This window comes from Gemmobacter aquaticus (genome assembly GCF_007859075.1).
GTDB lineage: Bacteria > Pseudomonadota > Alphaproteobacteria > Rhodobacterales > Rhodobacteraceae > Gemmobacter > Gemmobacter aquaticus.
This window is the reverse complement of record NZ_VOAK01000011.1, coordinates 122,124-140,521: the sequence shown is the minus strand read 5'-3', so window position 1 is coordinate 140,521 and position 18,398 is coordinate 122,124. Positions and strand designations below refer to the sequence as shown.

22 protein-coding genes are annotated in these 18,398 nt (G+C 62.9%); 12 read left to right on the top strand and 10 right to left on the bottom strand.

What is annotated here, in order from left to right; translation table 11 throughout:
• Positions 1–3 precede the first annotated feature (3 nt).
• Both FQU74_RS02700 and polA read left to right on the top strand, forming a co-directional pair.
• A complete protein-coding gene (locus tag FQU74_RS02700) occupies positions 4–402 on the top strand; it encodes a Na+/H+ antiporter subunit G (RefSeq protein WP_146284898.1) in 399 nt (132 codons plus the stop codon).
• Between the two features lie 105 nt (positions 403–507).
• Positions 508–3,336, top strand: a complete 2,829-nt coding sequence (polA, locus tag FQU74_RS02695) for a DNA polymerase I (RefSeq protein ID WP_146284897.1) — start codon at positions 508–510, stop codon at positions 3,334–3,336.
• Positions 3,337–3,373: 37 nt separating this feature from the next.
• On the opposite strand, the gene FQU74_RS02690 is transcribed toward polA, so the two are convergent.
• From FQU74_RS02690 to FQU74_RS02680, 3 genes are all read right to left on the bottom strand, one after another.
• Positions 3,374–3,838: a DUF1203 domain-containing protein gene (locus FQU74_RS02690; protein WP_146284896.1), complete on the bottom strand. Its 465-nt coding sequence runs from the start codon at positions 3,836–3,838 to the stop codon at positions 3,374–3,376.
• Between the two features lie 70 nt (positions 3,839–3,908).
• Positions 3,909–4,292: an HIT domain-containing protein gene (locus FQU74_RS02685; protein WP_146284895.1), complete on the bottom strand. Its 384-nt coding sequence runs from the start codon at positions 4,290–4,292 to the stop codon at positions 3,909–3,911.
• A gap of 14 nt (positions 4,293–4,306) precedes the next feature.
• Entirely contained in the window at positions 4,307–5,884 is a 1,578-nt protein-coding gene (locus tag FQU74_RS02680; protein ID WP_146284894.1) for a DUF5928 domain-containing protein, read from the bottom strand.
• A 155-nt stretch (positions 5,885–6,039) separates the two neighbouring features.
• Between FQU74_RS02680 and FQU74_RS02675 the strand changes: the two genes are divergently transcribed.
• Positions 6,040–6,858: a sulfotransferase family protein gene (locus tag FQU74_RS02675; protein WP_146284893.1), complete on the top strand. Its 819-nt coding sequence runs from the start codon at positions 6,040–6,042 to the stop codon at positions 6,856–6,858.
• Between the two features lie 13 nt (positions 6,859–6,871).
• On the opposite strand, the gene FQU74_RS02670 is transcribed toward FQU74_RS02675, so the two are convergent.
• Both FQU74_RS02670 and FQU74_RS02665 read right to left on the bottom strand, forming a co-directional pair.
• Positions 6,872–7,867, bottom strand: coding sequence for an NAD(P)H-quinone oxidoreductase (locus tag FQU74_RS02670; RefSeq protein WP_170246189.1), 996 nt, complete (start codon positions 7,865–7,867; stop codon positions 6,872–6,874).
• Entirely contained in the window at positions 7,864–8,568 is a 705-nt protein-coding gene (locus FQU74_RS02665; RefSeq protein ID WP_146284892.1) for a COQ9 family protein, read from the bottom strand. The genes FQU74_RS02670 and FQU74_RS02665 overlap by 4 nt, the downstream gene beginning before the upstream one ends.
• A gap of 107 nt (positions 8,569–8,675) precedes the next feature.
• On the opposite strand from FQU74_RS02665, the gene rpsU reads away from it, so the two are divergent.
• On the top strand, positions 8,676–8,882 hold the full coding sequence (gene rpsU / locus FQU74_RS02660) for a 30S ribosomal protein S21 (RefSeq protein WP_091302652.1): 207 nt from the start codon (positions 8,676–8,678) through the stop codon (positions 8,880–8,882).
• A 78-nt stretch (positions 8,883–8,960) separates the two neighbouring features.
• On the opposite strand, the gene FQU74_RS02655 is transcribed toward rpsU, so the two are convergent.
• Positions 8,961–9,419: an Lrp/AsnC family transcriptional regulator gene (locus FQU74_RS02655; RefSeq protein WP_146286177.1), complete on the bottom strand. Its 459-nt coding sequence runs from the start codon at positions 9,417–9,419 to the stop codon at positions 8,961–8,963.
• 157 nt (positions 9,420–9,576) lie between these two features.
• Between FQU74_RS02655 and ald the strand changes: the two genes are divergently transcribed.
• Positions 9,577–10,695: an alanine dehydrogenase gene (ald, locus tag FQU74_RS02650; protein WP_146284891.1), complete on the top strand. Its 1,119-nt coding sequence runs from the start codon at positions 9,577–9,579 to the stop codon at positions 10,693–10,695.
• 68 nt (positions 10,696–10,763) lie between these two features.
• On the opposite strand, the gene mscL is transcribed toward ald, so the two are convergent.
• Positions 10,764–11,183 carry a large conductance mechanosensitive channel protein MscL gene (mscL, locus tag FQU74_RS02645; RefSeq protein ID WP_146284890.1) on the bottom strand — a complete coding sequence of 140 codons (420 nt, stop codon included), beginning with the start codon at positions 11,181–11,183 and terminating at the stop codon, positions 10,764–10,766.
• 162 nt (positions 11,184–11,345) lie between these two features.
• On the opposite strand from mscL, the gene FQU74_RS02640 reads away from it, so the two are divergent.
• The 5 genes from FQU74_RS02640 (at position 11,346) to FQU74_RS02620 (ending at position 14,276) form a co-directional block, all read left to right on the top strand.
• Positions 11,346–12,041: a glutathione S-transferase N-terminal domain-containing protein gene (locus tag FQU74_RS02640; RefSeq protein WP_146284889.1), complete on the top strand. Its 696-nt coding sequence runs from the start codon at positions 11,346–11,348 to the stop codon at positions 12,039–12,041.
• A gap of 260 nt (positions 12,042–12,301) precedes the next feature.
• On the top strand, positions 12,302–12,676 hold the full coding sequence (gene rplS, locus FQU74_RS02635; RefSeq protein WP_146284888.1) for a 50S ribosomal protein L19: 375 nt from the start codon (positions 12,302–12,304) through the stop codon (positions 12,674–12,676).
• 11 nt (positions 12,677–12,687) lie between these two features.
• A complete protein-coding gene (rpmE, locus tag FQU74_RS02630; protein ID WP_146284887.1) occupies positions 12,688–12,909 on the top strand; it encodes a 50S ribosomal protein L31 in 222 nt (73 codons plus the stop codon).
• Positions 12,910–13,033: 124 nt separating this feature from the next.
• Positions 13,034–13,351, top strand: a complete 318-nt coding sequence (locus FQU74_RS02625; protein ID WP_146284886.1) for a DnaJ family domain-containing protein — start codon at positions 13,034–13,036, stop codon at positions 13,349–13,351.
• Positions 13,352–13,466: 115 nt separating this feature from the next.
• Positions 13,467–14,276, top strand: coding sequence for a division plane positioning ATPase MipZ (locus FQU74_RS02620; RefSeq protein WP_146284885.1), 810 nt, complete (start codon positions 13,467–13,469; stop codon positions 14,274–14,276).
• Here the strand turns inward: FQU74_RS02620 and FQU74_RS19220 are convergent.
• Entirely contained in the window at positions 14,245–14,418 is a 174-nt protein-coding gene (locus FQU74_RS19220; protein WP_158635518.1) for a hypothetical protein, read from the bottom strand. The two genes, FQU74_RS02620 and FQU74_RS19220, sit on opposite strands and share 32 nt — an antisense overlap.
• Before the next feature lie 201 nt (positions 14,419–14,619).
• Here FQU74_RS19220 and FQU74_RS02615 point away from each other — a divergent pair, with 201 nt between their 5' ends.
• Entirely contained in the window at positions 14,620–16,128 is a 1,509-nt protein-coding gene (locus tag FQU74_RS02615; protein WP_146284884.1) for a malonate--CoA ligase, read from the top strand.
• A gap of 36 nt (positions 16,129–16,164) precedes the next feature.
• Complete coding sequence (selD, locus tag FQU74_RS02610) at positions 16,165–17,217, top strand: selenide, water dikinase SelD (RefSeq protein ID WP_146284883.1); 1,053 nt, start codon at positions 16,165–16,167, stop codon at positions 17,215–17,217.
• A 30-nt stretch (positions 17,218–17,247) separates the two neighbouring features.
• Here selD and FQU74_RS02605 read toward each other — a convergent pair whose 3' ends face one another.
• Positions 17,248–17,922 carry a cytochrome c3 family protein gene (locus FQU74_RS02605; RefSeq protein WP_146284882.1) on the bottom strand — a complete coding sequence of 225 codons (675 nt, stop codon included), beginning with the start codon at positions 17,920–17,922 and terminating at the stop codon, positions 17,248–17,250.
• Positions 17,922–18,386 carry a nitrate reductase cytochrome c-type subunit gene (locus FQU74_RS02600; protein ID WP_146284881.1) on the bottom strand — a complete coding sequence of 155 codons (465 nt, stop codon included), beginning with the start codon at positions 18,384–18,386 and terminating at the stop codon, positions 17,922–17,924. Before FQU74_RS02600 ends, FQU74_RS02605 begins: the two co-directional genes overlap by 1 nt.
• Positions 18,387–18,398: the final 12 nt, after the last annotated feature.

The window sequence follows — 18,398 nt, the reverse complement described above, 5'->3', positions numbered from 1 at the left end:
CCCATGATTTTCGACCTGATCATCTCTGTCTTTCTGGTCATCGCAGGCATCTTTGGCCTCGTGGGCTCTTATGGGCTGGTGAAGCTTCCTGACCTCATGACGCGCCTGCACGCGCCGACCAAGGCATCCACCCTTGGGGTGGGGGGGGCGCTGCTCGCCTCGATGGGGCTTGCGCTGAAACAGGGCAGCCTGAGCTGGCATGAGTTGCTGATCACGCTCTTTCTGTTTCTGACGGCGCCGATCACCTGCAACTTCATCGCGAAGGCTTGGATTGCACGCAACGCAGACCCGGCGATCCTGCCGCCCACCGGCACGCACCGCACCTGGGCCACGCTTGATCTGACCGAAGAGCCGATCGAGCCGGTGCTGACCCCGCCGGGCAAGCCGGGACGCCCGTCCTGATCTGGGGCACCGGCCCAACCTGCTGCATCGGCCCGGCCTTCTTCATCGGGTAGCACCCGGCGGCACTTCATGCCATACCTCTGCCATGACGCGCGGAGGAACGACATGACATTCGGCAAGGGCTGCCACCTGCATCTGATCGACGGATCGGCCTTCATCTTTCGCGCCTATCACGCGCTTCCGCCCCTGACCCGCAAATCCGACGGCCTGCCCGTGGGCGCGGTCGCGGGCTTTTGCAACATGCTGTTCCGCTACATCGAGGGGGCAAAGAACGGCGACATGCCCACCCATGTCGCGGTGATTTTTGACCACTCTTCCAAGACCTTCCGGAACGAGCTGTTCCCCGCCTACAAGGCCAACCGTCCCGAACTGCCCGAGGATCTGCGCCCGCAGTTCCCCCTGACGCGCGAAGCGACCCGCGCCTTCAACATCGCCAGCATCGAAACCGAAGGGTTTGAGGCCGACGACATCATCGCAACCCTGTCGTGCCAGGCGCGTGACGCAGGCGGGCGGGTCACCATCATCTCATCCGACAAGGATCTGATGCAGCTGATCGGCGATGGCGTCGTGATGTATGACGAGATCAAGAAAAAGACCATCGACCGCGACGAAGTGATGGAAAAGTTCGGCGTTGGTCCCGAACGGGTGGTCGATGTACAAAGCCTTGCGGGCGACAGCGTCGACAATGTGCCGGGTGCGCCGGGCATCGGCATCAAGACGGCGGCCCTGCTGATCCAGGAATACGGTGATCTGGAAACGCTGCTCGCGCGCGCGGACGAGATCAAGCAGCCCAAGCGACGGGAAACGCTGGTGAATTTCGCCGACCAGATCCGCGTATCGAAACAGCTTGTCACGCTGAAATGCGACACGCCGCTCGACTTCACGCTCGACAGCCTCGAAGTGCGAGAGCCTGATCCCGAGGCGCTGATGGGATTTCTGAACGGGATGGAATTCCGCACCCTGACAAAGCGGGTCGCGGACAAGCTGAAGATCGCAGCCCCCCTGCCCGATCCGGTACACGGGCCTGCATCCGCCCCGTCGCAAAGCGCCGCCCCCCAACCCGCAGCGCTGCCCTTCGACCATGCTGGATACGAGGCCGTTACCACCGCCGCAGATCTTGACCGCTGGATTGCCCGTATCCGCGAAGTGGGTCATGTGGCCTTCGATACCGAAACGACGAGCCTGGACGAGATGCGCGCCGATCTGGTGGGCATCTCGCTGGCCGTCGATCCGGGCAAGGCCTGCTATATCCCGCTGGGCCATCGGCAGGGGGGCGGCGATCTCTTCGCCAGCGATACGTTGGTCGAGGGACAGTTGCCGATGGATCTGGCGCTCGCCGCGCTGAAGCCGGTGCTTGAGGATGACGCCATCCTGAAGATCGGCCAGAACATCAAATACGACCTCAAGATCATGGCCCGCCACGGTATCCGCCTGGCACCGATCGAGGACACGATGCTCTTGAGCTACGCGATGCATGCGGGGCTGCACAGCCACGGCATGGACGAGCTGTCAGAGCGCTATCTGAACCACCGTCCGATCCCGATCAAAGAGATGATCGGCTCAGGCAAGACGCAGGTGACCTTTGATCGCGTCGCCATCCCCGATGCTGTGCGCTATGCGGCCGAGGACGCCGATGTGACGTTGCGCCTGTGGCAATTGTTCAAGCCGCAACTGCACCGGGCGCGGGTGACCACGGTCTATGAGACACTTGAACGCCCGCTTGTTCCGGTGCTGGCCGAGATGGAGATGGCGGGCGTCAAGGTCGATCGCGACGTGCTCTCGCGCATGTCGAACGCCTTTGCCCAGAAGCTGGTCCAGCTTGAGGAAGAGATCCACGGGCTTGCGGGCACCAAATTCAACGTGGGCAGCCCCAAGCAGTTGGGCGAGGTGCTGTTTGACCAGTTGCAGGTGCCCGGCGGCGAAAAGGGCAAGACCGGCGCCTATGCCACCGGCGCGGATGTGCTGGAGGATGTGACCACGCTGGAGGACAGCCATCCGCAGGGCGCGAAGCTTGCCGCGCGGGTTCTGGACTGGCGCCAGATCGCCAAGCTGAAATCGACCTATACGGACTCGTTGCAGGACCATATCAACCCGGAAACCGGGCGGGTGCATACCTCCTATTCCATCGCGGGCGCCAATACGGGCCGGCTTGCCTCGACGGACCCGAACCTGCAGAACATCCCCGTGCGCAGCGACGAGGGGCGCCGCATCCGCGAGGCCTTTGTCGCGCCCGAGGGGCGGGTGATGGTCAGCCTCGACTACAGCCAGATCGAGCTGCGCATCCTTGCACATATCGCGGATATCCCCGCCCTGAAGCAGGCGTTTCGTGAGGGGAAGGACATCCACGCCATGACCGCATCCGAGATGTTCGGCGTGCCGGTCGAGGGGATGGACCCGATGGTGCGGCGGCAGGCCAAGGCCATCAACTTTGGTGTGATCTACGGCATCTCAGGCTTTGGTCTTGCGCGCAACCTGCGCATCCCGCGGGCCGAGGCGCAGGGCTTCATCGACCGCTACTTCGAGCGCTTCCCGGGCATTCGCGCCTATATGGACGACACGGTAAGCTTCGCCAAGGCGAACGGCTTTGTGCAAACCCTGTTCGGGCGCAAGATCAACACGCCCGAGATCAACGCCAAGGGCCCCGGTGCGGGCTTTGCCAAGCGCGCGGCGATCAATGCGCCTATTCAGGGCACGGCCGCCGATGTCATCCGGCGCGCGATGATCCGCATGCCGAAGGCCATCGCGGGGATCGATGCGAAGATGCTTCTGCAGGTGCATGACGAACTGCTGTTCGAGGTGGCCGAACGTGATGTTGACCGCCTGATCGAGACCGCGCGCGACGTGATGGAGAGCGCAGCCGAACCCGCCGTCAAACTCGACGTGCACCTTGTGGCCGATGCCGGGCGTGGGCTGAACTGGGCGGCGGCACACTGACCGCCTGCCCCGGTTTGTATCTGCCCTGTCCCGCCGTTCAGGCGCGGTCGATCCGGCACTGGTAGCAATTGTTCCGGGCGGACCGGACGTGAAGATAGGCCACGCGCGGGTCGCGGAACCGCGCCTCGGCCTCATCGGCCAGTCGGTCCGTCGGCACGACGGCACCGGTGCCGTAGACAATGCGATGATCCGCAGAATAGCCGCGCAGAATGTACTCGGGTGAGCCGAGCATCGCGGGGGTCGCCGTCCCTGCCCCTTGTGCGCACTGATCGGCACAAAGGAAGATCGGTCCGGTCTCGGCATAGGGCTGCGGTGCCGGAAACGGGCGATGCGCCAGGATCAGCATCCCCGCACCCTTCGGGATCATGCCCAGACAATGGCGGCAGGGATTGCCCTCGCCATCCGCAACCGCCCGTTCAGGTGGCAGGCCATAGGCATCTGCGCCGCCCGCCTGATAGTGCCGCGCCTCTGCCGTTGGTATCGCTGTGTAGTTGATCGACATGATGCACCTCCGTTTGGGTGCATCATGCGATGTGCGGCGACGTCCTCACGACCCGAAACCTGCGCAAACCTTATTCGGCGCGCGCCAGCATGCGGCCCAGCGGGCGACCGCCAAGGATGTGAAGGTGGAAATGCGGCACCTCTTGCGCGCCATGGTCGCCCGCATTGGTGATGGCGCGGAAACCCTCTCCCCCCTCGCCCGGCTGCACACCGGTCAGCTCGCAGACCTTTGCCACTGCACGATGGAAGTCTGCAATCTCGGCATCCGAGGCGTCACGCGCGAAATGGTCGTAGGTGACATAGGCCCCTTTCGGGATCACCAGCACATGCACCGGGGCCTGTGGCGCGATGTCGTGAAACGCCAGCGTATGCTCGGTTTCCAGAAGCGTCTTGTTGGGGATCTCGCCGCGCAGGATGCGGGCGAAAATGTTCTGCGGGTCATAGGCATAGGGCATCGGTCAATCCCGTCTCAATCCACGAAAAGGTAATGCGTTGCTGCGATCTCTTCGGCCGCATCAGCGGCAACCCCAAGAAACGCCGCGAGCGGCTCGGTGTTCTGCGCCACGGTGGCAGATTGCCGAATGCGATGGAAGTTCTCGAAATCGGAATCGCGCAGCCGGTCGCTTTCAAAGCGTATGTCAAAGCGGATGGTCGGCAGAAGCCGGGCCAGCGTCTCGGCCGAGGTGTTCTCGCGCGCAAGCCCTACCCGCCGTGCATGGCCCACCAGATAGTCATCAGAGAAGTCGCAGCCGATCTCCAGCAACCGGACGCTGGCGCGGTCGCTGCACAGATCGTGGATCAGATCGACATGCGCAGGATCGACGCATAGAAGCAGCCGGTCGGTCTGCCAGACATCGAACAGCATGCGAAGAAGAGCGCGCCGATGCCGGGTTCGCTTTTCAACCGAGGACTGGATCCCGCCCAGATCGGGCAGCGGTGTCGCGTCCTCATCAAACAGATAGTCAACTGCCGCGATCCCGGTCACCTGCCGCACCCTCTCGGCCAGACGCTTGGCAACGTGCCATTTCTTGCAGATGACGATGAGCAATGTGCGCTCGCGCCCGAGGCTGGTTTCGGTCTCCCAGAAGCGGGGGGCAAAGCGGCGCCCGACCCTGCCCCGCCCTGTCAGAAAACGGAACAGGCCACGGCCCTCGTCCGAAATGGTAAAGCTGCGCCCGACCTCTGTGTAAAGCTCGCCCAGTTTCTGCTTCAGCTCGATCGCGTCGGCCGAGATCTTGCGCGCAAAGAGATAGTCCTGTGCCAGCAGCAGGTCGTAGTGGTCGTTATAGAAGGTCACCGGCATGCCGTAGTCGGTGAACATCAGGAACGTCAGGGGCCGGGTGCGGATCTCGATCTGCGGCACCAGATGCCGCACCAGGGTCTGGAAGAAGGTCTCGTCCGGGATCCATGTCGTGCGGAAGAACCGCAGCACATCTGGGCGCCGATCGCAGAAGGCAATCACTGATTCCACAGTGCTTCGCCTGAGACACCACCACTGCGAGCCGATCTGGACCGACAGATCGGCTGGCACCGGGCGCTTCAACCCCAGCCGGGCCTGCAGCGCCATCGAGGCGTAGAAGAGCCCCTTCTGCGTGCGCTCATTGAACCAGTGGCGATAGATCAGCCGCTCTTCCTTGATGCCGGTCTTGATCCAGTCGGATGCGAAAAAGTCGAAGGCTTCGATGAAGTCGGCATCGTGGCGGTCAAGATAGTCATGCACATATTCGGCTGACTTGATCGGCATGCAGTCGCCGGACAGCATGTAGAAATGGCTGGCATGGGGAAACGCCTCGACCGCCGCGCGGATGGCGGAGAGCGAGGCATCGACGAGGCTCCATTCCCCCCACCCGCATTTCAGCCGTCGCCGCGCGAATGTCACTGAGGGGTTTGCCCCAAGCACCTCGCGGATGCGATCATAATCGGCGCGCGGCGCGCGGGCGTCGAAATGGATCGAGACATAGTCCCCACCCGACACAAGACGTTCGGCCTGGGCGATGATGCCGGCCGGATCCTTGTGGCACAGAAGTATGTAGGCAATTCTTGCCATGCCCGTGCAGCCGACGCCCCCTTGCAACTGCGGCCTGAATAAAGTGCAATGCGGGTCGTTGAAAAGACAGACTTTGTTTGACTTTTACCGCGATGATCCGTCCCGTGGCGTTCGTGCCGCAGATTTTGGCCGCAGATACTGGTGGAGTGTAACCTATGGGATTTCCCGGAACATGGATGACCGAGAGCGAAAGCGTGGTGTATCGGGTAGTCCCGAAATGCGCCTGCTCGACCATCGGCCAGATCATGTACTATTCGGACCATGGGCGCTTCTTCGACGGTGACATCCACGATTCCACCACCGGCCTGCACAAGTGGAGCCAGGACGTGAGCCAGCCCCTGATCCATGCCAATGTCCGGGCGCACCGGTCCTTTGCCTTTACCTGTGTGCGCAACCCTTACACGCGCATCCTCTCCAGTTTCTTCGACAAGATTTGCGGCATCCAGCGCAACGGACGTCGGTATCGCGGCAATATGGTGCCGCTGCTGATCCAGAAGTACGGGATTGAGGTCGGTGGCGACGACGGCAAGCAGGACTTCGATCAGATCGCAAGCTTCCGCCGTTTCCTGCTGTTCGCGCGCGACAGCATCCGCTTTCGCAAACCGATGGAGCCTGACATCCATTGGTCGGCCATGTCTGGCCATGTCTCGACCTTTATCGTGAACGGCGGGCGCTACGACCATGTCGTCTTCACCGAAAGGTTCAACGAAGGCATGCAGACGGTGCTGGACCGGATCGAGACACCGCACGCCGTAAATCTGGCCGAAATCCCGCGCTTCAACGAAAGCGAGGGCCACGGCCCTACACGCGCCCACCCGGTCGAAGACTATTTCGACGACCTGTCACGTCACCTGATGTGGGAAATCTACCGCAAGGACTTTCAGCTCTTCCGCTATGATTTCGACAATCCGGGGAACAAGATGCCCAAGGGTGAAGTGGACCTCGACGAGATCCACGCCAAGCTGGGCGACTGATCGTCGCCGCCCGTCAGGCCACCTTCATCACGATCTTGCCGATATGGCCGTTGCTTTCGATGCGCCAATGCGCCTTGGCAGCATCGACCAGGGAGAATTCGCTGTCAATGACCGGGCGCAGCGTGCCGCGTTCGACCATGGGCCAGACGTGCTTGGCAAGGTGCCGGGCATAGCGTGCCTTGGCCAGATCGCTTTGCGGGCGCAGGGTTGATCCGGTGATCGTCAGGCGGCGCATCATCACTTCGGCAAAGTTCAGTTCGGCCTTTGTGCCTTTCAGGAATGCGATCTGCACCAGGCGCCCCTCATCTGCCAACGCCTTGACGTTGCGGGGCATATAGTCGCCGCCCACCATGTCGAGGATCACATGCGCCCCGCCCTCGGCACGCATCAGGGGGACGAAATCCTCGGTGTGGTAGTTGATTGCGCGCTCGGCCCCAAGGGCCTCGCAGGCCGCGCATTTTTCGGCCGAACCGGCGGTCGCAAAGACGCGGGCGCCAAGGGCGCGGGCCATCTGGATTGCGGTCGTGCCGATGCCAGAGGCACCGCCATGCACCAGAAACCGCTCGCCCGCACGCAGCCCGCCGCGCAGCATCACGTTCGACCAGACCGTAAAGCAGGTCTCGGGCAGGCAGGCGGCCTCGCGCAACCCGATCCCCTCGGGCAGCGGCAGGGCATGATCTTCGGGGGTGATCGCATATTCGGCATATCCGCCGCCGGGAAGAAGTGCCGTCACCTCATCGCCCTCACGCCAACGCGTTACACCCGGGCCAACGGCGGCAACCCAGCCCGAAGCCTCAAGCCCCGGCAGGGGCGAGGCGGTGGGGGGCGGTGCATAAAGTCCTGCCCGCTGCAGCGCATCGGGGCGGTTGACCCCGGCATAGGCGACACGGATCAGGATTTCGCCATGCTTGGGAACGGGGACCGTCACCTCGACCGGGCGCAGCACCTCGGGGCCACCGGGTTCGGAAATCTCGATGGCCGTCATCACATGGGGCGGGGGAAGTGTCATGCAGGGTCCTTCAGCGTTCCGGGAAGATCGTCGGGTCGTTTCGGCGCCCGGATGCCATCGAGCAGCCGGAGCGGGCTGGTCAACACCCGGCCCAGCGGGTTCTGCCGGACCGAGGCCTTGAACTTCTCGAACTCCATCACCTCGGCGATGCGGCGGTCGAGAAAATCGCGCGTGCGCTCATGGCCGGGGCTGTCGTCTCCCAGCCAATAGAGCACCGTCGCCGAATAAACCGCCGAGAGCGTGGCGCGCTTGGTGTACCAGTTGAGATCGTCCGAGGTATCGCCAAGTGCGGTCCAGATCGCATCCGCTGTCCCCCACAAGGCCTTCGTGCCTTCGACCGCGTTCTGCGGCAGCGCAAAGAAGGCCATGCCACGGCGGACGAGCTCTTTGTCCTCGACCAGATCGAGGCGTGCCATGATCGCGGCCGCCACCCGGTCGCGGAAACGCAAGTCGCCAAGGTTCATCGCCGCCAGCCGCTCGGCCATGCGCCGATCGCCCCGGCGGTGATAGGCCAGCGCCAGATCGAGCGCCCCCCGTGGAAAGAGGACGGGGCCCAGCGAGGATGCAGTGCCCGAATCAGCCAGCGCCGCCTGCAGCGTGCGGTCCGTCCAGCCATCGAAGGGTACATGCGGCAGCGCGGCATCAAGTACAGCGTCGGTTGCGGCAGAAATCGGCGCTGCCTTTGGATTTGCTTTGGGCATTGCGGTCTCCTTTCCTGGCTGATGCTAGACAACTGCGGCGCGCTTTGCTATGGGGCGCGAGCCTGCACATCAGTGCAACTCTAGCTTAGGAAGGTGGTGACAACCACATGCAGGTCAGCGTTCGTGACAATAACGTCGAACAGGCGCTCCGCGCCCTGAAGAAGAAGCTCCAGCGCGAAGGCGTGTTCCGCGAAATGAAGCTCAAGCAACATTTCGAGAAGCCGTCGGTCAAAAAAGCCCGTGAGCAAGCCGAAGCTGTCCGCCGTGCGCGCAAACTCGCGCGTAAAAAGGCGCAGCGTGAAGGCGGTCTTTAAGACGTGTCTGAAAGCTGGGCGGGGCAACCCGCCTGACAAGATCAACCCCCGCCCTTCCGGTCGGGGGTTTTTCTTTGGTCAGACCTGCAGCGCAGTCGTCTTGACGACAGTACGCAGCGCGAAAGAGCTTTGCATCTGCGCGACACCGGGCAGACGACTCAGGTACTGACGGTGGATGCGCGCAAAGTCCTCGGTATTCTCGGCCATGACCTTCAGCAGATAGTCGGCACTGCCCGCCATCAGATGACATTCAAGAACATCAGGCACGCGCGCGACCTCGCGTTCAAAGGCGTCGAGCAGTTCATCCGCCTGCCCCTGCAGAGTGATCTCGACAAAGACCGTCGTCTGCCGACCAAGGCGGCGCGGGTCCAGCAGGGCGACGTAGCCTGCGATGAACCCCTCTTCTTCCAGACGCTGAACGCGTCGGTGGCAGGCGGATGCGGACAGGTTCACCTGTTCCGACAGTTCGGCATTGGTGATACGGCCATGCTTCTGCAACACGGTAAGGATACGGCGGTCTGTTGCGTCTAGCTGCATTGCGGCGATGAAATCTTCGAACAAGTTGCGCTTCTTTGGTGATTTCTACCATTCAGCGCCACAGCACCGCCACAGAAATCGAAAAGCTGCCATCGATTCTGCCTCAGGCTGGTCTCACAAGCCGCGCAAGAAAGCCGCGGCCGCAAGGGAGAGAGACATGAAGATCGGATGCCCGAAAGAAATCAAACCGCAGGAATTTCGCGTCGGGATGACCCCCGACGCGGTGCGAGAGGCCACTGGTCATGGCCATCAGGTATTCGTTGAAACCCGTGCCGGCGCTGGCGCGGGTTTTTCTGATGATGACTATGTCGCGGCGGGCGCCAAGATCCTCGGCACCGCCGAAGAGGTGTTTGAGACCGCCGAGATGATCGTCAAGGTCAAGGAGCCGCAGGCGGTAGAGCGCAAGCGCCTGCGCGAAGGTCAGGTGCTGTTCACCTATCTGCACCTTGCCCCCGATCCGGAGCAGACGCGTGATCTGCTCGATTCGGGCGTGACGGCGATTGCCTATGAAACGGTGACCGATGATCGCGGCGGCCTGCCGCTGCTTGCGCCGATGTCCGAAGTCGCGGGCCGCCTGGCTCCGCAGGTCGGCGCTTGGACGCTGCAGAAGGCCAATGGTGGTCGCGGTGTACTGCTGGGCGGCGTGCCAGGCGTGGCACCGGCCAAGGTTCTGGTGATCGGCGGCGGCGTGGTCGGCACGCATGCGGCCAAGGTCGCAGCCGGCATGGGCGCCGATGTCACCGTGATCGACCGCTCGATCAACCGTCTGCGCTATCTGGATGACGTCTTCGGGCGCGACTTCAAGAACGCCTATGCCAGCGCCGGCAACACCATCGCGCTTGCCCGCGAGGCTGACATGATCATCGGTGCCGTGCTGATTCCCGGCGCGGCTGCACCCAAGCTGATCAGCCGGGCGCAACTGGCAGAGTTGAAGCCCGGCGCGGCCTTGGTTGATGTGGCGATCGATCAGGGCGGCTGTTTCGAGACCTCGCGCGCGACCACCCACCAGGACCCGGTCTACGAGGTTGACGGCATCATGCATTACTGCGTGGCGAACATGCCGGGCGCGGTGGCCCGCACCTCGACGCTCGCGCTTGGCAATGCGACCATGCCCTTCATGCTGGCGCTGGCCGACAAAGGCTGGAAACGCGCCTGCGCCGAGGACAAGCATCTGCTGGCGGGGCTCAACACCCATCGCGGCAAACTGACCTACGCAGCCGTCGGCGCAGCCCTTGGTCTGCCGACCATTGCGGCGGCGGATGCGCTGCAACTCTGACAGCAGCACCCCCGAAAAGACAAAGGCCCCCGAACGTCTCGGGGGCCTTTTCTACATCCGGCTTCAGATCACTTCTTCAGGGCGTCACGGATTTCCTTCAGGACATCCAGTTCGGTCGGACCAGCGGCAGCTGCGGCAGCCTCTTCCTTCTTCTTCAGGGTCTCCTGCAGTTTGTTGACCGCCTTCACCAGCAGGAACACCACCCAGGCGATGATCAGGAAGTTGATCACTGCGGTAATGAAAGACCCATAGGCAAAGACCGGCGCGCCAGCCGCACGGGCGGCGGCCAGAGAGGTGAAGTCGCCCTCACCCAGATTGATGAAGAGGTTCGAAAAGTCGATACCGCCGGTCACCACGCCGATCAGCGGGTTCACCAGATCAGCCACCAGCGAGTTGACAATCGCCGTGAATGACGCGCCGATGATGATACCGACCGCCAGATCAACAACATTCCCCCTGGCGATAAACGCCTTGAATTCATTCAGCATTTAGACTTCCTTTTAACATGTCCCATTGGCGGGGGCACCGTCTGCCGCGGAAGTCCACCGCCCATGCGTGCACAGACGCGGAGTCACTATCGCACATATCAGCACCTTTTGTGACGGGGAAAACGCAACTAGCTTTCAAGGATACAGAACCGGAGTTCGCGCATGTTCGACCTGTCCACCCATCCCATCACCCATCGCTGGCCGGCCACACGGCCTGATGTGATCCAGCTCTACTCGCTGCCGACGCCGAACGGCGTGAAGGTCTCGGTGGCACTTGAGGAGATGGGTCTGCCTTACGAGGCTCATCTGGTTGACATCTCGAAGGATGACCAGTTCACGCCCGAGTTTCTGAGCCTGAACCCCAACAACAAGATCCCGGCGATGATCGATCCGAACGGCCCGGGCGGCAAGGCGCTGCCCCTGTTCGAAAGCGGGGCGATCCTGATCTACCTTGCCGAGAAGACTGGCCGCTTTCTGCCGCAAGAGAACCGCTATCAGGTGCTTCAGTGGTTGATGTTCCAGATGGGTGGTCTTGGCCCGATGCTGGGGCAGCTCGGCTACTTCCACGTCTTTGCGGGCAAGGAGATCGAAGATCAGCGCCCGAAAGAACGCTACCGGGCCGAAAGCGCGCGTCTATTGAAGGTGCTCGACAACGCACTGGCCGGGCAGGACTGGATCGCGGGCGACTATTCGATCGCCGACATGGCGATTGCGCCCTGGCTTAACAACCTGATCAATCGCTACAAGGCGGGCGATCAGGTCGGCTGGGCTGATCTGAGCAACCTGCCCGCCTATGTCGACCGCTTCCTCGCCCGCCCGGCGGTACAGCGCGGGTTGAACGTGCCGGCACGTCCATAACCGTCAACACGGCGGCGGCCCCTTGACCGGGACCGCCGCTGCGCCTATACGCCGCCTGTCCGGGGCTATGGCCATCTGGACCCGATTCCCTTTGTTTTGCGCCCGGTTTTCTTCGTCGGGCCGATGACGAAGGAAAGAGGCCTCGAAAAACGTCGGTTCATCTCTGGCGGGCGCGCATCCGGCGCGGACCCGGTTGAAGACCAGAAGCTCTGAGACGACATCACCTCTGCGGAACACCGCAGGCAGACAGGAGACTGGCGATGAACCTGATCGCACAACTGGAAGCCGAGCAGATCGCTGCGCTTGGCAAGAACATTCCCGACTTCAAGGCCGGCGACACCATTCGCGTTGGCTACAAAGTGACCGAAGGCACCCGTTCGCGCGTGCAGGCCTATGAAGGCGTCTGCATCAGCCGCAAGGGCGGCGCGACCATCTCGGCCTCGTTCACCGTGCGCAAGATTTCCTTCGGCGAAGGCGTGGAGCGTGTGTTCCCGCTGTATTCGACCAACATCGATTCGATCGAGGTCGTCCGTCGTGGCCGCGTCCGTCGCGCCAAGCTGTACTACCTCCGCTCGCGTCGCGGCAAATCGGCCCGTATCGCGGAAGTCACCAACTACAAAGAAAAAGCTGTGTGAGGACTGGCGCCATGAAACAAGGCATCCACCCCGATTATCACTTCGTCGAAGTGAAGATGACCGACGGCACCACCTTCCGCACCCGCACCACCTGGGGCAAGGAAGGCGACACGCTGTCGCTCGACATCGATCCGCTTTCGCATCCCGCCTGGACCGGCCAGACCGCCAAGCTGATGGACACCGGCGGCCGCGTGTCGAAGTTCAAGAACAAATACGCTGGTCTGGGTTTCTGATCCAAACCACAAGGTTCGAGGAAAGCCCCGCCACCGGCGGGGCTTTTTCTTTGCGCGACAGAGGACAAACTTTGCGATCCCTGCTAGGCTCTCCTTGCATTCCCAACAGCCGGGGAGGCTGGCAATGAAGTTCTCTGAACTTTCCGAACGACAGATCCGGAAGGCGCAGGCCGAGGGCCAGTTCGACAACCTCAAGGGCGCGGGCAAGCCGTTGGACCTTAGCGGCGATGGCAGCACGGATGCTGTCGGTTTTCGGATCATGGCCGAAGCAGGCGTGGTGCCGCGCGAAATCGCCCTGCGCAAGGCGATCGAGGCGCAGACCGAAATCCTGCGCAAGACCAATGGCGACGAAGCCCGCAGGCGGGAAACGGCGAAACTGGCCGACCTGCAGCTGCGGCTCGACATGGAGCAGGAAGCCCGCCGCCGCTTTTGCGGAAGCTAGGCGCCACACCCCCGCCTGATCGCCACGGCACGCGCCGACCCGCGCGTTCCGGCTTCCCTCTGCGCGGATCGCCGCTTATGAAGGCCAGAAGACAAGGCATCCGGGGACATCAGGCATGGCGCATATCATCGTTGTCGGCAACGAGAAGGGTGGATCGGGCAAATCGACCACCTGCATGCATGTCGCAACCGCGCTGGCCCGCATGGGGCACCGCGTCGGCGCGCTGGATCTTGACTTGCGGCAGCGCAGCTTTGGCCGTTATGTCGAGAACCGTCGCGCCTGGATGGCGAAGGCCGGGAAAGACCTGCCCTCCCCCGATTACCGCGAACTGCCCGAAGTGGATCCGGCAACCCTGCAGCCCGGCGAGAACGCTTTTGATGCGCGCCTCTCGGCGGCCGTCTCGGCGCTGGAGCCGGTCAGCGACTTTATCGTGATCGACTGCCCCGGCTCGCACACCCGGCTCAGCCAGGTGGCGCACAGCCTCGCCGACACGCTGATCACGCCGCTGAACGACAGTTTCGTGGACTTTGACCTTCTGGCCCGGATCGATCCGGAAACCAACAAGGTAAAGGGCCCCTCAATCTATTCCGAAATGGTGTGGAGCGCGCGGCAACTGCGGGCGCAGGCCGGGCTCAAGCCCATCGACTGGATCGTCCTGCGCAACCGCCTTGGTGCCCAGCAGATGCACAACAAGAAAAAGGTGGGGGCCGCGCTGGAGGAATTGTCCCGCCGCATCGGCTTTCGCGTGGCGCCCGGTTTTACCGAGCGCGTGATCTTTCGCGAATTGTTTCCGCGCGGCCTGACCCTGCTGGACCTTAAAGATACCGGCGTCGATCAGTTGAACATGTCAAACATTGCCGCGCGGCAAGAGGTTCGGGACTTGATCGCCGAACTCAAGCTGCCTGCTGTTGCCGTGAGCTTTTGAACGGCGTGGTCTGCGCAGCCTGACGCTGACGCCCCTGCATCTTGCGCAGGCGGGCGGTGAAGATGTCTTCGACTTCGGCCTTCGGGCCGGCTTCGACCGACGACTTGTTGAGACGTGCGATCAGCGTTTTCAGGAACGTCATCGGAGGATCCCCTCTTCTTGGCTACATGTTCAGGTTGTCCTTCAAGCGGGGCGAAAATGCGGCAGTGTCGAGTCGCATGGCGCACCGTTTCGGGGCATTTTGAAGCGTATAGGCCGCATGTCTTACCAGCCCGTTACCAGTTGAGGGACAATGAGCTTTCATGGCAGGAATTGCCCAGTATCCGTGGAAAAGGTGCCAGAAATGCCCAACTTGCTGTTTGACTCGCTCTTCGCCCCGCTCGCAGACCGCACGGGCCCATTCCTGAATCTGGCTGACGGAGGATCGATCAGCGGGAAGGCGTTCGTTGCGCTGGTCGCGCGTCAGGCGCATGCCCTGCGCGCGCATGGTCTGACCCCCGGTGACCGCATCGCCGCGCAGGTCGCAAAAAGCCCTGAGGCGCTGGCGGTCTATGGCGCAGCGGTGGCACTGGGCGCGATCTTCCTGCCGCTGAATACGGCCTATACCGCCGACGAGGTGGACTATTTCCTTGGCAACGCCACCCCCCGGATCTTCCTCTGTGACGGCGCTCGCCAAATTGAACTGGCCGGGGTGGCATCGAAAAACCACGCGCAAGTGCTGACGCTGAATGGCGATGGATCAGGCAGCCTGACGGATGCGGCGGCTGGCCAGCCGGGCACGATCACACCCGCGGATCGCGGCCCGGATGACATTGCGGCGATCCTCTACACCTCGGGCACAACGGGCCGGTCGAAGGGCGCGATGCTGACGCATCGCAACCTTCTGTCCAACGCCGAGGTGCTGGCAGACCTCTGGCGCTTTGACGCGCGGGATGTACTGCTGCACGCGCTGCCGATCTTTCACACACACGGCCTGTTTGTCGCCTCGAACATCAGCCTGCTGACTGGCGGGCAGATGATCTTCCTGCCGGGCTTTGATCTTGAGGCCGTGATCCGCGCCCTGCCGCAGGCCACGACGATGATGGGCGTGCCTACCTTCTATACCCGCCTTCTGGACGATGCGCGGCTCACCCGCGATCTGGTGGCGGGGATGCGGCTCCTTGTTTCGGGCTCGGCCCCCCTGCTTGCGGAAACCCACCGCAGCTTTGAAGAGCGCACGGGCCATCGCATCCTCGAACGCTACGGCATGACCGAAACCAATATGAACACCTCCAACCCCTATGAGGGTGACCGACGTGCGGGCACCGTGGGTCTGCCCCTGCCGGGGGTCGAGTTGCGCATCATGGCCGAGGGCGCCGAGGTGGCGCAGGGAGAGGTGGGGGTCATCGAGGTGCGCGGCCCCAACGTCTTCAAGGGATACTGGCAGATGCCCGAAAAGACGCGTGAGGAACTGCGCGAGGATGGCTGGTTCATCACCGGCGATGTGGGGTTCGTTGATGCCGACGGATATGTGACCATCGTGGGCCGTGCCAAGGATCTGGTGATCTCGGGCGGGTTCAACGTCTATCCGAAAGAGGTTGAACTGCTGCTCGACGAGGTGCCGGGCGTTCTGGAAAGCGCTGTGATCGGCGTGCCCCACCCTGATTTCGGCGAGGCGGTGCTGGCCGTTCTGGTGCCACAGAAGGGACGCACGCTCGATGCTGGCGCCGTGCTTGAGGTGATCCGCGACAAGCTGGCCAGATTCAAGCAGCCCAAGGCCGCCGTGGTGGTTGAAAGCCTGCCGCGCAACACCATGGGCAAGGTGCAAAAGAACGTGCTGCGCGACACCTACAAGGGCTGGTTTCAAGCCTGACGATCCGCCCTTTGCCACTTTGAACGGAGCCAACGGATGACCCAGACCGAACCCCGCCTGACCTCGCTGTCGCATGGCGGCGGCTGTGGCTGCAAGATTGCCCCCGGCGTGCTCTCACGCCTGCTGGCGCAAGCCCCTGCCCTGCCGGTTCCGCCAGAGCTGCTGGTGGGCACCGCGACAGCCGATGACGCGGCCGTCTGGCGGCTGAACGACACACAGGCGCTTGTTGCGACCACCGACTTCTTCATGCCGATCGTCGATGATCCGCGCGATTTCGGGCGCATCGCCGCGACCAATGCGATCAGTGACGTCTATGCCATGGGAGGGCGGCCGATCATGGCGCTGGCGCTGGTGGGCATGCCGGTCAAGGTTTTGTCCGAGACGACCATCGCCTCGATCCTTGCCGGCGGCGCCGAGGTCTGCGCGTCGGCCGGTATTCCGATTGCGGGCGGGCACACCATCGACTCGGTCGAGCCGATCTATGGGCTGGTGGTCCTGGGTCTGGTGCATCCCGATCAGATCAAGACAAACGCCGGCGCACGGCCCGGCGACGCACTAGTGCTGGGCAAACCGCTTGGTGTGGGCGTCCTGTCGGCCGCATTGAAGGCAGGCGATCTGGACGCGCAAGGCTACGGGCGGATGATCGATACGGTCACGCGCCTGAACACGCCAGGTGCGGCGCTCGCCGCATTGCCGGGCGTTCACGCGATGACCGATGTGACCGGCTTTGGCCTTGGCGGACACGGTCTGGAAATGGCGCGCGGCGCCGGTTGCGATGTGGAGATTCGCTGGCCCCGGGTCCCGCTTCTGGCAGGGGCCCGCGATCTTGCAGAGGCAGGCCGCGTCACCGGCGCCTCTGGCCGCAATTGGGAGAGCTACGGTGCCGAAATCGTCTTGCCCGATGGCTTCGCACATGTCGACCGCGCGCTGCTGACAGATCCGCAGACGAGCGGCGGCCTGCTGGTCGCCTGCGCCCCAGAGGCTGTGGATCAGGTGCTGGATATCTTCAAGGCGCAGGGATTTTCCGGGGCCGCAACCGTCGGGCGGGTGCTGGACCCGACCGATCAGCCTGTGCTGCGGATCGTCTGATGCGCGCCGGTTCACCCCGGCGCGACACCATCAGGGTCGGGCTGACTGCAGATAGGCCTCGATCTCGGCCAATCTGACCGGGCCGCGCGCGATCTGGCCAGTGGTGGGCGTCAGTGGTTCAACGAAGGCCTGCTGCGACATGTCGGGCAGGTGGTGGGCGATGCCCTTGTGGCAATTGATGCATGTCCGCTCGCCGGTAAAGAGGAAGCGTTCATGCGCCTCGGCCGCGCGCTTGCTTTGCCGTGTGACGTCCATCGATTCAGCCGAATGGCAGTTGCGGCATTCCAGGCTGTCATTCGCCTCTAGCCGTGCCCATTCATGCTGGGCGAGTTCCAGCCGCTTTTCGAGGAACTTCTCGCGCGTGTTGATCGTGCCGAAGATCTTGCCCCAGACCTCTTTGCTGGCCTGCATTTTCCGGGCGATCTTGTCGGTCCAGTCATGCGGCACATGGCAATCCGGGCAGGTCGCGCGCACGCCGGACCGGTTGGTGTAGTGGATCGTAGGCTTCAGCTCCTGATAGACGTTGTCGCGCATCTCGTGGCAGCTGGTGCAGAAGGCTTCGGTATTTGTCACCTCCAGCGCGGTGTTGAAGCCACCCCAGAAAATGATGCCCATGATGAAGCCGCCCATCGTCAGGAACCCAAGGCTGTAATGGGTGGCCGGTTGCCGGATGATGAACCACAGCCGCTTGAGGAAGTTCAGCATTACTGCCCCCCCTCCTTCTTGCCGCGCATGAAATCGAGCACGCGGTCCACATCGACAAACCCGTTCACCACGACGGGCTCCACGTCATGCTGGACCACATGGCATTGGGTGCAGAAGTAGCGGCGCGGGCTGACCGAGGCGAGCGTCTGCCCCTCGCGGTCCATGAAATGCGTGACCGAGATCATCGGCGCCTGGCTCACCTCTACCGCGGTGCGGCTGTGGCAGGTCAGGCATTTGTTGGCGTTCAGATCCAGCTGGTAGTTGTCGATCTTGTGCGGAATGACCGGTGGCTGGTCGGGGTAGTTGCGCACCTGTCTGACGTCGGAATTGACCACATTCGGGATCTGCCTCGCCTCTGATTCCTCGTCAAGCGGCGTGACGGGGCGAATGCCCCCCAGCTGGTTCTCGGCAAGGGCCAGACTTCCGGCGAGCATCAGGCTGGCGGCAAGAAGGATGCGTTTCATGGTCGTGGCCCC

Excerpts from the sequence above, each read along its gene's own strand:
- FQU74_RS02700 (WP_146284898.1), top strand. The coding sequence starts at position 4 with ATGATTTTCGACCTGATCATCTCTGTCTTTCTGGTCATCGCAGGCATC.
- polA (WP_146284897.1), top strand. The coding sequence starts at position 508 with ATGACATTCGGCAAGGGCTGCCACCTGCATCTGATCGACGGATCGGCC.
- FQU74_RS02690 (WP_146284896.1), bottom strand. The coding sequence starts at position 3,838 with ATGTCGATCAACTACACAGCGATACCAACGGCAGAGGCGCGGCACTAT.
- FQU74_RS02685 (WP_146284895.1), bottom strand. The coding sequence starts at position 4,292 with ATGCCCTATGCCTATGACCCGCAGAACATTTTCGCCCGCATCCTGCGC.
- FQU74_RS02680 (WP_146284894.1), bottom strand. The coding sequence starts at position 5,884 with ATGGCAAGAATTGCCTACATACTTCTGTGCCACAAGGATCCGGCCGGC.
- FQU74_RS02675 (WP_146284893.1), top strand. The coding sequence starts at position 6,040 with ATGGGATTTCCCGGAACATGGATGACCGAGAGCGAAAGCGTGGTGTAT.
- FQU74_RS02670 (WP_170246189.1), bottom strand. The coding sequence starts at position 7,867 with ATGACACTTCCCCCGCCCCATGTGATGACGGCCATCGAGATTTCCGAA.
- FQU74_RS02665 (WP_146284892.1), bottom strand. The coding sequence starts at position 8,568 with ATGCCCAAAGCAAATCCAAAGGCAGCGCCGATTTCTGCCGCAACCGAC.
- rpsU (WP_091302652.1), top strand. The coding sequence starts at position 8,676 with ATGCAGGTCAGCGTTCGTGACAATAACGTCGAACAGGCGCTCCGCGCC.
- FQU74_RS02655 (WP_146286177.1), bottom strand. The coding sequence starts at position 9,419 with ATGCAGCTAGACGCAACAGACCGCCGTATCCTTACCGTGTTGCAGAAG.
- ald (WP_146284891.1), top strand. The coding sequence starts at position 9,577 with ATGAAGATCGGATGCCCGAAAGAAATCAAACCGCAGGAATTTCGCGTC.
- mscL (WP_146284890.1), bottom strand. The coding sequence starts at position 11,183 with ATGCTGAATGAATTCAAGGCGTTTATCGCCAGGGGGAATGTTGTTGAT.
- FQU74_RS02640 (WP_146284889.1), top strand. The coding sequence starts at position 11,346 with ATGTTCGACCTGTCCACCCATCCCATCACCCATCGCTGGCCGGCCACA.
- rplS (WP_146284888.1), top strand. The coding sequence starts at position 12,302 with ATGAACCTGATCGCACAACTGGAAGCCGAGCAGATCGCTGCGCTTGGC.
- rpmE (WP_146284887.1), top strand. The coding sequence starts at position 12,688 with ATGAAACAAGGCATCCACCCCGATTATCACTTCGTCGAAGTGAAGATG.
- FQU74_RS02625 (WP_146284886.1), top strand. The coding sequence starts at position 13,034 with ATGAAGTTCTCTGAACTTTCCGAACGACAGATCCGGAAGGCGCAGGCC.
- FQU74_RS02620 (WP_146284885.1), top strand. The coding sequence starts at position 13,467 with ATGGCGCATATCATCGTTGTCGGCAACGAGAAGGGTGGATCGGGCAAA.
- FQU74_RS19220 (WP_158635518.1), bottom strand. The coding sequence starts at position 14,418 with ATGACGTTCCTGAAAACGCTGATCGCACGTCTCAACAAGTCGTCGGTC.
- FQU74_RS02615 (WP_146284884.1), top strand. The coding sequence starts at position 14,620 with ATGCCCAACTTGCTGTTTGACTCGCTCTTCGCCCCGCTCGCAGACCGC.
- selD (WP_146284883.1), top strand. The coding sequence starts at position 16,165 with ATGACCCAGACCGAACCCCGCCTGACCTCGCTGTCGCATGGCGGCGGC.
- FQU74_RS02605 (WP_146284882.1), bottom strand. The coding sequence starts at position 17,922 with ATGCTGAACTTCCTCAAGCGGCTGTGGTTCATCATCCGGCAACCGGCC.
- FQU74_RS02600 (WP_146284881.1), bottom strand. The coding sequence starts at position 18,386 with ATGAAACGCATCCTTCTTGCCGCCAGCCTGATGCTCGCCGGAAGTCTG.